This is a genomic window from Mesorhizobium sp. M0862, from assembly GCF_040319795.1.
GTDB lineage: Bacteria > Pseudomonadota > Alphaproteobacteria > Rhizobiales > Rhizobiaceae > Mesorhizobium.
The window spans coordinates 1-13594 of record NZ_JAMYOJ010000003.1 but is presented as its reverse complement, the minus strand read 5'-3'; the positions used below and the strand labels follow the sequence as shown (position 1 = coordinate 13594).

Here is a 13594-nt window from a genome sequence, read left to right as displayed (position 1 = left end):
CAGCTATTCCGCTGCCAGCCGGCCCACCACGCCATACGTCGCCTGGTAGCGCGCGCGCTGGCGGCTGAGCGCTACCATTGTGTTGCGCAGCAGGATCGCCACGGTGATCGGACCGACGCCGCCGGGCACCGGCGTGATCCAGGACGCGACTTCCTTCACGCTCTCGGTGTCGACGTCGCCGACGATGCGGCTCGTGCCGTCCGGGCCGATCTCGGAATTGATGCCGATGTCGATGACGGCCGCACCGGGCTTCACCATGTCGGCCTTGATCAGCCTGGGCTTGCCGACGGCGACGAACAGTGCGTCGGCGCGGCGCGCATGGGCGGCCACCGAGCGCGTCATGTGATGGCACACCGTCACCGTTGCGCCTTCGCTCATCAGCAGGAAGGCAATCGGCTTGCCGACGATTTCAGAATGGCCGACGACGACGACTTCCAGCCCCTTGAGGTCAAGGCCGGTTTCCTTGAGCAGCTCGACCGAGGCCGCAGCCGTGCAAGGCGCGAGGTCGAGCTGATTGTAGACGATGTTGCCGATCGACGCCGGATGCATGCCCTCGACGTCCTTCAGTGGATGCACCGCCGCTTGCAGCGTCTTGATCGGGATATGCGCCGGCACCGGCCGCTGGATGATGATGCCGGTGACGCGCGGGTCGGCGTTCAGGCCGTGGATCGCCGCCTCGAGTTCGCCGGCGCTGATGTCGGCGGGGAACCGCCGCTCCTCGAAACCGATGCCGGCAAGGGCGGCCTTGGCGCGCTGGTTGCGCACATAGACATCGACGGCAGCGGTATCGCCGACGGTGATCGACACCAGCTTGGGCGGAAAACCTTCGGCGGTGGCGATGGCGGCATCCTCGCGCACGGATGCCATGATGCGCTGGGCGACCGGGCCGCCCCGGAGATAGCGGCTATCGTCTGGCGGAGACATGGCTGGACCTTTGCAGCGGAGTTTGGCGCAGGGGAGTTTGGCCGTCCCTATAGCAGGGGAAATGCGGCAAGGCAGCGTGAAAGCGAACCGTCATCCTCCTGGCGCGACGTTCTGGCGCAGCCTGGCTCAGCTATAGCCGCAAAGAGAAAGGGCAGCGCGGTTTCCCGGGCTGCCCTTTCCTGACTGGCCGCATCCCCACACGGCCCGTCCCCGTAAACTCTTCCCGATCCTGAAGCTCTAACCTTCTGGACCAGATGATTCGGTAGCCGACTATATCACGACCACGGTCGTTCCAACATTGACCCTCTCGTAAAGGTCAACCACGTCCTCGTTGCGCATGCGGATGCAGCCGGAAGACACCGAGCCGCCGATGGTCCATGGCTGGTTGGTGCCGTGGATGCGGTATTCCGTCGTGCCGAGATAGAGCGCGCGGGCGCCGAGCGGGTTCTCTTCGCCACCGGCCAGATAGGTCGGGAGGTAGCGGCCCTTGGCGGCCTCGCGCTTGATCATCTCCGCCGGCGGGCGCCAGTCCGGCCAGACGCGCTTGTTGGTGATCTTGTGCGTGCCAGACCATTCGAAGCCAGGTTTGCCGGTGCCGACGCCATAGCGCCGCGCCTTGCCGTTCTTCTCGACCAGGAACAGGAAGTTCTGCGTCGTATCGATGACGATCGTGCCCGGCCTCTGCGGGCCGTCATAGGCGACTTCCTGCGGCAGATAGAGCGGATTGATCTGCGGCCGCATCACCACGCGCTTGGCCGGCGCCTGCAGGGAAGCGGTGCGCACCCGGTCAGGCCGCGCCGGCTGCGCATAGCGAATGCGCGGCTGCTGGATCACCTGGCGGCTGCTCTGCCGCACAATGCCGGGCGCGCGGCCGAGCTGCAGCACCCAGGGTGCGGAAAGGTCGGGACTCACCATCACCGGCGGCCTGTCGGCATAGCGGTCGCCGGCGGCGGAGGAAGTGACGCCGGCGGCCAGAATGGCCGCGGCGCCGAGCACGGAACGCAAAAACATCTTCATCGGAACGCACCTTGATCGTCGAACGGGCGGAGGCGGGAACTTGCCTCCGGTTGCGCGATCCTTGGCGCGAAGCGGCAACCGAAACATGAATCGGAATGCGTAAAATGCCGCTTTGTCAGTAAACCTTTTGGTGTGGTTACCGCCGGGTTCAGGAATCTGGTAAAGCCGCGGTAAATGCAGCGCGCAGGCGCGTCAACGAATGGATTGGCCATGGCACAAGACAACACCGGCCTTTTGACCGGCACCGACGGCATCACGCGCTGCTTCTGGCCCGGCAATCTGCCGGACTATCTGCACTACCACGACCATGAGTGGGGCCGGCCGGTGGCCGACGACCGCAGGCTGTTCGAAAAAATCTGCCTCGAAGGCTTTCAGTCCGGCCTGTCCTGGCTGACCATTCTGCGCAAGCGCGAGAATTTCCGCGAGGCCTTCGCCGGTTTCGACTTCGACAAGGTCGCTGCCTTCACCGACGAGGATGTCGAGCGCCTGGTCGCCAATGCCGGCATCATCCGCCACCGCGGCAAGATCGTCTCGACCATCAACAACGCCAAACGCGCACGCGAAATGGTCGATGAATTCGGCTCGCTGGCCGCCTGGTTCTGGAAGTTCGAGCCAGGCCCGGAGGAGCGGCCGGCGGTCGTGAACCTGGCGCATCTACGCGCCAACCCGACGACGGCGGTCTCGATCAGGATTTCAAAGGAGTTGAAAAAGCGCGGCTGGACCTTTGTCGGACCGACGACGGTCTATGCCTTCATGCAAGCGATGGGTCTGGTCAACGACCATCTCGAGGGGTGTGTTTGCCGGGAGCAGGTGGAGAAGGAACGCAAGGCCTTTAAGAGGCCGAACTAGGGCGCTGTCCCCCTACCTCCCCCTTGTGGGGAGGTCGCGCCGAAGGCGCGGGTGGGGGTATCTTGGCGCCGCACCCCCACCCCGACGCTACGCGTCGACCCTCCCCAAAAAGGGGAAGGGTAAGGAACTCACGTCCCGCTTGCGCCAGTCAGGAACAATCCCGCGACAATCGCCGCCAGTGCCGCAAAGGCCGGATAAATCACCAGCAATCCAGTCATCAGCGCCTCGCGCATGGTCGAACCCTTGCGCTCGTCGGCAGTGACCTCAAACGGACCGGGGCTCGCCGTCACCTGCGCACGGCTCTCGGCCGGCCGCAGCCGGACTTCATGCAAGCCGTCGTCTCCGATATCGAATTTGCGTGCCGCAGTCATGGCCCAACCCTTTGTTTCGGCGCGCTTATCGGCTCTGATTGTGTCGGCACGATGCCGCGCCGATGGCGGAATTGTTTCCTTTTGGTGCGTTTTGTTTCGAAGGAGAAGGAAAGAGCGCAAACCCTTGCCGCACCAAGCCGCTTCGGTTAGGACACGCCGACTCCAAATAAGTCATCGATTACTTAGCGAAAAGACCCATCCCATGGCCGACAAATCGGAAAAGACGAAAGCGCGGCTGCCGCGCGGCTTTGCCGACCGCAGTGCGGACGACATCCGTGCCGTCGAGAAGATGATGGCGACGATCCGTTCGGTCTATGAGCTATACGGTTTCGAGCCGGCCGAGCAGCCGCTGATCGAATACACCGATGCGCTCGGCAAGTTCCTGCCCGACCAGGACCGGCCTAATGAGGGCGTATTTTCTTTCCAGGACGATGACGAGCAGTGGCTGTCGCTGCGCTACGATTTGACCGCGCCGACGGCACGTTTCGTCGCCGAGAATTTTGAGCGGCTGCCGAAACCCTATCGCAGCTACCGGTCCGGCTGGGTGTTCCGCAATGAAAAGCCCGGCCCCGGCCGCTTCCGCCAGTTCATGCAGTTCGACGCCGACACGATCGGCACGCCGGGCGTCGCCGCCGACGCCGAGATGGCGATGATGATGGCCGACGTGATGGAAGCGCTCGGCATCAAACGCGGCGACTACGTCATCCGGGTCAACAACCGCAAGGTGCTGGATGGCGTGCTGGAGGCGATTGGCCTTGGCGGCGATGAGAATGCTGGCCGCCGGCTGCATGTCCTCCGGGCGATCGACAAGCTGGATAAATTTGGCCCAGACGGCGTGGCTCTTTTGCTTGGAGCCGGACGATGGGATGGCGGTAAGGAAGGCGAAGGGGACTTTACTAAAGGCGCGGGCCTTGGCGCAGCTCACATCGAACGAGTGTTGAGCCTTGCAGCATATCCGGATGCATTGGGTGGTGCATTAGGGCTTTCCAACGATGAAACCCTTGCGAGTATGGCAAAGGCAGTAGAGGGCAATGCTCGCGGAGTAGAAGGCTTGGAGGAGCTTTCTGTCATCGCAAAGTTGGCGCATGCATCTGGTTACAACAATGACCGCATCCGCATCGATCCCTCCGTTGTCCGCGGCCTCGAATATTACACCGGCCCGGTCTTCGAAGCCGAGCTGTTGGCCGAGATCCCGAACGAAGACGGCCAGATCGTGCGCTTCGGCTCGGTCGGCGGCGGCGGCCGTTACGATGGCCTGGTCTCGCGCTTCCGTGGCGAGCCGGTGCCGGCGACCGGTTTCTCCATCGGCGTCTCGCGGCTGATGACGGCGCTTAAGAACCTCGGCAAGCTGGACACCACCGATGTCATCGCGCCGGTCGTCGTGCTGGTCATGGACAAGGATACCGATAGCCTTGGCCGCTACCAGAAGATGGTCGCAGAGCTGCGCGCCGCCGGCATCCGCTCCGAAATGTATTTCGGCGGCGCCGGCATGAAGGCGCAGCTGAAATATGCCGACCGCCGCGGCAGCCCGGTCGCCGTTATCCAGGGCGGCGACGAGCGCGCCAAGGGCGAGTTGCAGATCAAGGATCTGATCGAGGGCGCGCGCATGTCGGCAGAGATCACCGACAACGCCGAATGGCGCGCCGCAAGGCCGGCACAGGTCACGGTGGCGGAGAGTGAACTGGTCGCCGAGGTGAAAAAGATCTTGGCGGCGCAGGCCGCTGACCGTGCGAAGGGTGGCGCTTGAACACCCCCCTCTGGCCTGCCGGCCATCTCCCCCTCAAGGGGGGAGATTGGATGTCGCGCATGGTTTCGCCAATCTCCGGCGTTGAAGAAGAGGCGCTGCGCTCCAAGCTGCCAATCTCCCCCCTCGAGGGGGAGATGGCCGGCAGGCCAGAGGGGGGTGCCTCGCACCCAACCAGCCGATGACTCGCTATCCCGCCATCGCATCCGAAATCACCAAGCTCTTCGCCACCCGCAACACCCATGCGGTGGAGGTCGCCGTGCTGCAGCCGGCCGATCCGTTCCTCGACATGGCCGGCGAGGATTTGCGCCGCCGCATCTTCCTCACCGAAAGCGAGACCGGCAAGACGCTGTGTCTGCGGCCGGAATTCACCATCCCCGTCTGCCTCGACCACATCGCCTCGCAGGCCGGCACGCCGCGCCGCTATAGCTATCTCGGCGAAGTGTTCCGCCAGCGCCGCGAGGGCGGCAACGAGTTCTTTCAGGCCGGCATCGAGGATCTCGGCGACCGCGATACGGCTGAGGCCGACGCCCGTTCGCTGGCCGATGCGCATGCGCTGCTTGAGCTGGTGCTGCCGGCGCAACCTCTCGCGATCACGCTCGGCGACCAGACCATCTTCGAGGCGGTGCTGGCAGCACTCGGCTTGCCGCGCGGCTGGCGCATGCGGCTTGCGCGCGCCTTCGGCTCGGCGCCGATGCTGCAGGCAGCACTCGCCGATCTCGCCAACCCGCCACGCAACGGTCAGCTTGACGGCGAAGTCGCGGCCCTTGTCCTCGATCGCGATCTCGAAGCGCTTTCCGCCCACATTGCCGGCGGCATGGAAGAGGCCGGCCTGCTGGCATCCGGCGGACGCGCGCCCGCCGACATTGCCCGGCGGCTGATCGAAAAGGCCGAACTGCGCAGCGTGCGGTTGTCGAACGAAGCGTTTGCGGCGCTCAGGGATTTTCTCGCCATTGACGTGCCGCTCGACGGCGCGAGTGCTGCGCTCGAAAGTTTTGCGGCCTCTGCCGGGCTTTCGCTGGGCGCGGCGCTGGAAAAATTCGCCGCCCGCGCCAAAGCCATCGAGGCACATGGCCTGCCTGCAAAGACGATCCGCTACGACGCTGCCTTCGGCCGTCCGCTGGATTACTACACCGGCATCGTCTTCGAGATCGCAGCACTTGGTGGCGAGCGGCCGCTGGCCGGCGGCGGTCGCTACGACCGGCTGCTGACCCTGCTCGGCGCCAAGACGCCGATCCCCGGCGTCGGCTTCTCCGTCTGGCTCGACCGCATCGAAGCGCTGCGGGGAGAGCCGCAATGATCACGCTGGCGATCCCATCGAAAGGCCGGCTCAAGGAGCAGGCCTTGGAGGTACTGGCCAGGGCCGGGCTTGCCGTCAGCCTGCCCGGCGATGAGCGCCAGTACCGCGCCCGCATCGACGGCACTGAGGGCATCGAGGTGGCGTTCCTGTCGGCGTCCGAAATCGCCGGCGAGATTGGGCAAGGTTCGGTCGACCTCGGCATTACCGGCGAGGATCTGCTGCGCGAAAACCTCGCCGACTGGGAAGCGCGCGCCGAAATCGTCGCTCGCCTCGGCTTCGGCCATGCCGATGTCGTGGTCGCGGTGCCCGGCATCTGGCTCGACGTCGATACCATGGCCGATCTCGACGATGTCGCCGCCGATTTCCGCCAGCGCCACGGCAGGCGGCTGAGGATCGCAACCAAATACTGGCGGCTCACGCAGCAGTTCTTCTCGCAAAAGCACGGCATCCAGGTCTACCGCATCGTCGAAAGCCTCGGCGCCACCGAAGGCGCGCCGGCGGCAGGCCTTGCCGATGTCATCGTCGACATCACCACCACCGGCTCGACCCTGCGCGCCAACCATCTCAAGGTGCTGGCCGATGGGGTTGTGCTGAAGTCGCAGGCCTGCCTCGTGGCTGCCAGGAAAGATCGTGCTGCTGCGGATGAGGCGCTAGTGCGGGAAATAGCCGCGAAGATGAGCGCGCTCCCTCCCCCTTGAGGGGAGGGTGGACAGCCGCCAAAGGCGGATGGACGGGTGGGGTCGCTCCGGCAGTGCTCGACGCGAGACGACCCAAGCCGGGTCGACCGTGACCAAGGAAGTCGAGCACTTCGCCGAGGACCCCACCCGCCTCGCTTCGCGAGGCACCCTCCCCTCGAGGGGGAGGGGAACCGCCTGTACTTTCCACCACCCCATCAGGCTGCTAGGCTCACTCATCGGGAGGAAACGGCGATGGCGATTAATCTCGACGAGCTCAAGAACGCCACCAATCTGCGCGGGCGCGGCAGGGCGTTCATCGCTCCGCTCGACGGCCGGGCACATGTGTCGGGCGACCGTTCGGTGCCGCTGCTCGACAAGACGATCCCTCAGCTTTTCTCCGACACGGTCGGCAGATACGCCACGCAGGATGCTGCCGTCTTCGTCGGCCAGGATAAGCGCTTCACCTGGAGCGAATTGTCGGACACGGTCGATACGCTCGCCGCCGGCTTCCTGGCGCTCGGCCTCGAAAAAGGCGACCGTGTCGGCATCTGGTCGCCCAACCGCTGGGAATGGCTGGTCACCCAATTCGCCACAGCTCGCATCGGCCTGATCCTGGTCAGCATCAACCCGGCCTACCGGCTGACGGAGCTCGAGTATGCCCTCAACAAGGTCGGCTGCAAGGCGCTGGTCACCGCCGCCAGTTTCAAGACCTCCGACTATCTCGGCATGATCGAGACGCTGGCGCCGGAGCTGGCCAGGGCCACCCCCGGCAAGCTCAAGGCGCAGAAATTGCCGACGCTGAAGATCGTCATTCGCATGGGCGATGACAACTCGCCCGGCATGTTCAATTTCGCCGACGTGCTGTCGATGGCCGGCCGTGACGAGCATGACAGCCTCGACCGCATCTCCGAAGGGTTGAAGCCGGGCGAAGCCATCAACATCCAGTTCACTTCGGGCACGACGGGCGCGCCCAAGGGCGCGACGCTGACCCATACCAACATCGTCAACAACGGCAATTTCGTCACCGCGGCAATCAGGCTCACCGTTGACGACCGGCTCTGCATCCCGGTGCCGCTCTACCACTGCTTCGGCATGTCGATGGGCACGATGGGCTGCGTCTCAAAGGGCGCGACCATGGTCTTCCCGGGCGAGGGTTTTGACGCCGGCGCCACACTGAAAGCGGTCGCGCAGGAACGCTGCACCGGCCTCTATGGCGTGCCGACCATGTTCGTCGCCATGCTCGACCACGCCGACTTCACCAGCTTCGATCTCTCCAGCCTGCGCACCGGCATCATGGCGGGCTCGCCATGCCCGATCGAGGTGATGAAGAAGGTGGTCTCGCTGATGCATATGAAAGAGGTGACCATCGCCTATGGCATGACCGAGACCAGCCCGGTCTCGTTCCAGAGCAGCGTCGACGACCCGCTGGAAAAGCGCGTCTCCACCGTCGGCCGCATCCATCCGCATGTCGAGGTCAAGGCCATCGACGCCGAGGGCGCCACCGTCGCCGTCAGCGCGCCGGGCGAGCTGTGCACCCGCGGCTATTCCGTCATGAAAGGCTACTGGGACGACGCGGAAAAAACCCGCGAGGCGATCGACGCCGACGGCTGGATGCACACCGGTGATCTCGCCACCATCGACGCCGAGGGCTATTGCAACATTGTCGGCCGGGTCAAGGACATGGTCATCCGCGGCGGCGAAAACGTCTATCCCAGAGAGGTCGAGGAATTCCTCTACCGCCATCCCAAGGTCAAGGAGGTGCAGGTGTTCGGCATTCCCGACGCCAAATATGGCGAGGAGCTGTGCGCCTGGATCGTGCTGAAGCCCAACCAGATCGCCACCGAGCAGGAGATCAAGAATTTCTGCGCCGGCCAGATCGCCCACTACAAAATCCCCCGCTACATCCGCTTCCGCACCGAACTGCCGATGACGGTGACGGGCAAGCCGCAGAAGTTTCTGATGCGGGAAGCGATGGTGGAGGAACTGGGGCTGGTGGTGCAGAAGACGGCTTGAGGGTTGAACGCCGGGGACGGGACTGCCGGGCTTCGAAACGACATTGGGGTGCTCGACAGGCTTCCGCAAGGTTCGCCGAACGCATTGGGGCTTGAATGACTGGTTTCGCACGATCAGCGACTTCCTATGCGATGCCTTTGGCCGCGCTGGCACTGGCCGTTGCGGTCAGAGTCAGCGGGCTATCGGTGGACGAAGGTTCGCCGAGCGTCAGGATTCTCGTCGGAGCGCTCTCGAGTGCGATCATGTTCATCACTATTTTCGTGGTGCTCGATCACGCCGAGGCGGCGGCCCACCGTGTGGGGGAGCCTTACGGCACATTGGTGCTGACTTTTGCCGTGACGGCAATCGAAGTGTCGATCATCGTTTCCATGATGCTGCATGGAGAGAACAACCCCACGCTTGCACGTGAATCCGTCTTCTCGACAGTGATGATTGCCTCCACCGGCGTTGTCGGAATGTGTCTCACGTTTGGCGGCTGGCGGCATCGCAAGCAGGCAATTGTCCGGCAAGGGACCAGCGCATATCTGGCGGTTCTGGCCGCACTGACCGTCATGACGCTTATCCTGCCGACCTACACGCGGACCACCGATCCCGGCACATTTTCGGCAGCTCAGCTTGGCCTGGTAAGCGTTCTTTCCGTGCTGCTCTATGCAACCTTTGTGTTCGCGCAGACAATCCGGCATCGGGACGATTTCATCGAAGGACTGGCACACGACCTTTCGGCGCGAACCGCCCCTCACAAAAGCATCTCTTCCAGCGCTCTGCTCCTGGTAATCGGACTGATCGGAATTGTCATGCTCGCCGAGCAGGTCGCCGCAAGTGTTGAAGATGCGCTCGTTGCTTACCAGGTGACCCAGGCTGACAGCATTGTGGGGGCAATGATCGCGGGTCTGGTTTTGATGCCGGAAGCCATTTCGGCGGTTCGTGCTTCACTCAACAATGAGCTGCAGCGCGGCCTGAATGTCGCAATGGGTTCGGCTTGCGCCACGATTGGTTTGACGATACCTGCGGTCGCAGCAGCCAGCCTGCTTACGGGACGAGGGTTGCCCTGGGGCTCCCGGAAGCTGACGCAGTACTTTTGGTTTTAGCGCTTTTCATATGCGGCGTAAGCTTTAGCAACGAAAGGACGACCTTCCTGACCGGAATCGTCCATGCCGTTGTATTTTTTACGTATGTATTTCTGGTATTTATCCCTTGAGGCTTTGGTGCGGTCTGGCGACCAGCCATCAATGCGGGTATTCTCGAACGCGCCTGATTTGAGTTTCTTTTCGGGGTTCCCAAGGCGCCATCCAAGACCCGAACGACTCACACCCCCAGCACCGCCGCATCCAACCCCCGAATGATCTTCGCCAGTTCCACGCATTCATCATGCCGCACCTTGTTGCGGCGCCAGGCGAGGCAGATCGTGCGTTGCGGCATTGGCTCCTGGAACGGCACGATCTTGAGGTCCGGCATGGCGCTGGCCGGCTTCGCCGCCATTTCCGGGATAAGCGTGACGCCGAGACCATGCGCCACCATCTGCAGCAGCGTCGTCAGGCTGGTGGCGCCGTAGCTTGCCATCGCTACGGGACGCACGCTGCCGCACAGGGCCAGCGCCTGTTCGCGCAGGCAGTGGCCTTCCTCCAAAAGCATCAACCGCTCCAGCGCCGGGCTTTCCGGCGGCACCGGTGGTGAGGCGAAGGCTGGATCTCCGGCTGGCACGGCGAGGAAGAAGCGGTCGGCGAACAGTTCTTCGGTGACGAGGCCCGGCTGCTCGAGCGGCAGCGCGGCGATGAAGGCGTCGAGCCGTCCGGTTGCCGTGTCCTCGACCAGTGATGCCGTCACTGCTTCGCGCAGTTCGAGCTGCAGGGACGGAAAATGCCGCTTCAGCTCCGGGAGCACATGCGGCAAAAGATACGGCGCCACGGTCGGGATGATGCCCAGCCGGAAGCGGCCTTCCATGGCCGGGCGGCCGCGCCGGGCCGTCGTCTCGACATCACTGATGTCGCGCAGGATGCGCTCGATGCGTGGCAGCAGCGCTTGCGCCTCTTCCGTCATCCGCACCGTCTTGCCGCCGCGCTCGAACAGCCGGCAGTTCAGCCTTTGCTCCATCTCGGCGATCTGCGCGGACAGCGCCGGCTGGCTGACGCCGGCGAGTTTTGCGGCGCGGCCGAAATGCAGCGTTTGCGCCAAAGCCTCGAAATATTGCATCTGCCGCACGGTCAAGCCAATCATAAGGAAAACCTATCGCAATAAACAGGAAAGGCAATTTGTTTTTATCGAAGAGACGGCTTAGTCTGGAACCATTCCAGAGTGGCGCGGCTCCCGGCCGGCCCGGAAAAAACAACACATAAATCAGGAATTCGGAGGCCAAGATGGACGCGATGACCGACGACAACAGCGCCGGCAAATGCCCGGTCGTGCATGGAACCTCCGCCAGGACCAACCGCGACTGGTGGCCGAACCAGCTCGACATCGGCGTTCTCCACCAGCAGTCGAGCCTTTCGGACCCGATGGGCGAGGCTTTCGACTACGCCGCGGAGTTCAAGACGCTCGACCTCGACGCGGTGATCGAGGATTTGCACAAGGTGATGACGGATTCGCAGGATTGGTGGCCGGCCGATTTCGGCCATTACGGGCCGCTGTTCATCCGCATGGCCTGGCACAGCGCCGGCACCTATCGCATCGGCGACGGCCGGGGTGGCGCCGGTGCGGGCCAGCAGCGTTTCGCGCCGCTGAACAGCTGGCCGGACAACGCCAATCTCGACAAGGCGCGCCGGCTTTTGTGGCCGGTCAAGCAGAAATACGGCTGCAAGATCTCCTGGGCCGACCTGTTGATTCTCACCGGCAACGTCGCGCTGGAATCGATGGGCTTCAAGACCTTTGGCTTCGCCGGTGGCCGCGCCGATGTCTGGGAGCCCGAGCAGGATGTCGACTGGGGTTCGGAAACCAAGTGGCTCGACGACAAGCGCTATTCCGGCGACCGTGAGTTGCACGGCCATCTCGGCGCGGTGCAGATGGGCCTGATCTACGTCAACCCGGAAGGGCCGAACGGCAAGCCAGATCCGCTGGCCTCGGCCCGCGACATCCGCGAGACCTTCGCGCGCATGGCAATGAACGATGAGGAAACCGTGGCGCTGATCGCCGGCGGCCACACATTCGGCAAGACCCATGGCGCCGGTGATGCAACACTGGTCGGCGCCGAGCCGGAAGGCGCGGGCATCGAGGCGCAGGGCCTCGGCTGGTCGAGCAAGCATGCCACCGGCATTGCCGGCGATGCGATCACATCCGGCCTCGAAGTTACCTGGACGACGACGCCGACCAAGTGGAGCAACAACTTCTTCGACAATCTCTTCAACTTCGAATGGGAGCTGACCAAGAGCCCGGCCGGGGCCCATCAGTGGACGCCGAAGGGCGGCTCTGGCGCGGTTACGGTGCCGGACGCGCACAATCCCTCGAAGCGTCATGCGCCGGCAATGCTGACCACCGACCTCGCGCTGCGGGCCGACCCGGCCTATGAGAAGATCTCGCGCCGCTTCCATGAGCATCCGGAGCAGTTCGCCGATGCCTTCTCCCGTGCCTGGTACAAGCTCACCCATCGCGACATGGGGCCGGTCGTGCGGTATCTCGGCCCGTTGGTGCCGAAGGAAGAGCTGATCTGGCAGGATCCGGTTCCGGCCGTCGACCATGAGCTGGTCAGCGACCAGGATATCGCATTGCTGAAGGCCAAGATCCTGGCTTCGGGCCTCAGCGTTTCGCAATTGGTCTCGACCGCCTGGGCCTCGGCCTCGACCTTCCGCAACTCCGACAAGCGCGGCGGCGCCAATGGCGCGCGCATTCGCCTGGCGCCGCAGAAGGACTGGGATGTCAACCAGCCTGTCGAACTGGCCACCGTGCTGGCGAAGCTCGAAGCCATCCAGAACGAGTTCAACGCAGGCGGCAAGAAGGTCTCGCTGGCCGACCTCATCGTGCTCGGCGGCGTCGCCGCGGTCGAGAAAGCCGCAACGGATGGCGGCAATGCGGTGAAGGTTCCCTTCACGCCCGGCCGCACCGACGCCTCGCAGGCGCAGACCGACGTCCATTCCTTTGCGGCGCTCGAGCCGAAAATTGACGGCTTCCGCAACTATGTCAGGGGCAAACCGCCGATGTCGGTCGAAGCCATGCTGGTCGACCGGGCGCAACTGCTCAACCTGACGGCGCCGGAGATGACGGTGCTGGTTGGTGGCCTGCGCGTGCTCGGCGCCAACACCGGCGGCTCGAAGCATGGTGTGTTGACCGACAGGCCGGGCACGCTGACGAACGACTTCTTCGTCAACCTGCTCTCGATGAGCACCATCTGGGATCCGGCCTCCGAGCCGGGCTCGCATGAGGTCTACGAAGCACGCGACCGCGAGACCAGGGCGGTCAAGTGGACCGCCACACGCGCCGACCTGATCTTCGGCTCGCATGCGCAGCTGCGCGCGCTGGCCGAGGTCTACGGGTCGGCGGATGCCGGGCAGAAATTCGTTGGCGATTTCGTCAAGGCGTGGACCAAGGTGATGAACGCCGACCGTTTCGACATCGCTGCCTGATACAACCTCCCAAACGAAGGGGGGGGGGGCCCGGCCCGCCCCCGCCGGTTTGGGGGGGGGGAAGCGGCGGGGGTGAACCCCAGGGTGGGGGCCCCGACCGTAAGGGGGGTGGTTAGGTGGGGGGGGGTGTGTTTATAAAAAAAAGGGGG

General features: G+C 64.1%; 12 protein-coding genes. 7 read left to right on the top strand and 5 right to left on the bottom strand.

What is annotated here, in order from left to right; all coding sequences use genetic code 11:
* Window positions 1–3: 3 nt before the first annotated feature.
* On the bottom strand, window positions 4–924 hold the full coding sequence (locus tag NKI15_RS05130; RefSeq protein ID WP_352514657.1) for a bifunctional 5,10-methylenetetrahydrofolate dehydrogenase/5,10-methenyltetrahydrofolate cyclohydrolase: 921 nt from the start codon (window positions 922–924) through the stop codon (window positions 4–6).
* A 270-nt stretch (window positions 925–1194) separates the two neighbouring features.
* Window positions 1195–1941: a L,D-transpeptidase gene (locus NKI15_RS05125; protein WP_352514656.1), complete on the bottom strand. Its 747-nt coding sequence runs from the start codon at window positions 1939–1941 to the stop codon at window positions 1195–1197.
* A 210-nt stretch (window positions 1942–2151) separates the two neighbouring features.
* Between NKI15_RS05125 and NKI15_RS05120 the strand changes: the two genes are divergently transcribed.
* Window positions 2152–2790: a DNA-3-methyladenine glycosylase I gene (locus NKI15_RS05120; RefSeq protein WP_352514655.1), complete on the top strand. Its 639-nt coding sequence runs from the start codon at window positions 2152–2154 to the stop codon at window positions 2788–2790.
* A 128-nt stretch (window positions 2791–2918) separates the two neighbouring features.
* Here the strand turns inward: NKI15_RS05120 and NKI15_RS05115 are convergent, their stop codons facing one another.
* Window positions 2919–3161 (bottom strand): hypothetical protein, encoded by a 243-nt coding sequence (locus tag NKI15_RS05115; protein WP_352514654.1) that lies wholly within the window; start codon window positions 3159–3161, stop codon window positions 2919–2921.
* 202 nt (window positions 3162–3363) lie between these two features.
* Here NKI15_RS05115 and hisS point away from each other — a divergent pair, with 202 nt between their 5' ends.
* The 5 genes from hisS (at window position 3364) to NKI15_RS05090 (ending at window position 9983) form a co-directional block, all read left to right on the top strand.
* The gene (gene hisS / locus NKI15_RS05110) at window positions 3364–4908 is read left to right on the top strand and encodes a histidine--tRNA ligase (protein WP_352885807.1); all 1545 of its coding nucleotides are present in this window, start codon (window positions 3364–3366) and stop codon (window positions 4906–4908) included.
* Between the two features lie 178 nt (window positions 4909–5086).
* Entirely contained in the window at window positions 5087–6205 is a 1119-nt protein-coding gene (locus tag NKI15_RS05105; protein WP_352885806.1) for an ATP phosphoribosyltransferase regulatory subunit, read from the top strand.
* A complete protein-coding gene (gene hisG / locus NKI15_RS05100) occupies window positions 6202–6903 on the top strand; it encodes an ATP phosphoribosyltransferase (protein ID WP_023701298.1) in 702 nt (233 codons plus the stop codon). Before NKI15_RS05105 ends, hisG begins: the two co-directional genes overlap by 4 nt.
* A 231-nt stretch (window positions 6904–7134) precedes the next feature.
* Window positions 7135–8895 (top strand): AMP-binding protein, encoded by a 1761-nt coding sequence (locus NKI15_RS05095; RefSeq protein ID WP_352885805.1) that lies wholly within the window; start codon window positions 7135–7137, stop codon window positions 8893–8895.
* Between the two features lie 95 nt (window positions 8896–8990).
* Window positions 8991–9983 (top strand): calcium:cation antiporter, encoded by a 993-nt coding sequence (locus NKI15_RS05090; RefSeq protein ID WP_352885804.1) that lies wholly within the window; start codon window positions 8991–8993, stop codon window positions 9981–9983.
* Here NKI15_RS05090 and NKI15_RS05085 read toward each other — a convergent pair.
* Window positions 9980–10204: a hypothetical protein gene (locus NKI15_RS05085; protein ID WP_352885803.1), complete on the bottom strand. Its 225-nt coding sequence runs from the start codon at window positions 10202–10204 to the stop codon at window positions 9980–9982. The two genes, NKI15_RS05090 and NKI15_RS05085, sit on opposite strands and share 4 nt — an antisense overlap.
* Window positions 10201–11109 carry a hydrogen peroxide-inducible genes activator gene (locus tag NKI15_RS05080; protein ID WP_352769975.1) on the bottom strand — a complete coding sequence of 303 codons (909 nt, stop codon included), beginning with the start codon at window positions 11107–11109 and terminating at the stop codon, window positions 10201–10203. The genes NKI15_RS05085 and NKI15_RS05080 overlap by 4 nt, the downstream gene beginning before the upstream one ends.
* A gap of 140 nt (window positions 11110–11249) precedes the next feature.
* Here NKI15_RS05080 and katG point away from each other — a divergent pair, with 140 nt between their 5' ends.
* Window positions 11250–13445: a catalase/peroxidase HPI gene (gene katG, locus NKI15_RS05075; RefSeq protein ID WP_352885802.1), complete on the top strand. Its 2196-nt coding sequence runs from the start codon at window positions 11250–11252 to the stop codon at window positions 13443–13445.
* Window positions 13446–13594 lie beyond the last annotated feature (149 nt).

What these genes read in the sequence shown, in the direction of transcription:
- NKI15_RS05130 (WP_352514657.1), bottom strand. Translation starts at nt 924, where the DNA reads ATGTCTCCGCCAGACGATAGCCGCTATCTCCGGGGCGGCCCGGTCGCC.
- NKI15_RS05125 (WP_352514656.1), bottom strand. Translation starts at nt 1,941, where the DNA reads ATGAAGATGTTTTTGCGTTCCGTGCTCGGCGCCGCGGCCATTCTGGCC.
- NKI15_RS05120 (WP_352514655.1), top strand. Translation starts at nt 2,152, where the DNA reads ATGGCACAAGACAACACCGGCCTTTTGACCGGCACCGACGGCATCACG.
- NKI15_RS05115 (WP_352514654.1), bottom strand. Translation starts at nt 3,161, where the DNA reads ATGACTGCGGCACGCAAATTCGATATCGGAGACGACGGCTTGCATGAA.
- hisS (WP_352885807.1), top strand. Translation starts at nt 3,364, where the DNA reads ATGGCCGACAAATCGGAAAAGACGAAAGCGCGGCTGCCGCGCGGCTTT.
- NKI15_RS05105 (WP_352885806.1), top strand. Translation starts at nt 5,087, where the DNA reads ATGACTCGCTATCCCGCCATCGCATCCGAAATCACCAAGCTCTTCGCC.
- hisG (WP_023701298.1), top strand. Translation starts at nt 6,202, where the DNA reads ATGATCACGCTGGCGATCCCATCGAAAGGCCGGCTCAAGGAGCAGGCC.
- NKI15_RS05095 (WP_352885805.1), top strand. Translation starts at nt 7,135, where the DNA reads ATGGCGATTAATCTCGACGAGCTCAAGAACGCCACCAATCTGCGCGGG.
- NKI15_RS05090 (WP_352885804.1), top strand. Translation starts at nt 8,991, where the DNA reads ATGACTGGTTTCGCACGATCAGCGACTTCCTATGCGATGCCTTTGGCC.
- NKI15_RS05080 (WP_352769975.1), bottom strand. Translation starts at nt 11,109, where the DNA reads ATGATTGGCTTGACCGTGCGGCAGATGCAATATTTCGAGGCTTTGGCG.
- katG (WP_352885802.1), top strand. Translation starts at nt 11,250, where the DNA reads ATGGACGCGATGACCGACGACAACAGCGCCGGCAAATGCCCGGTCGTG.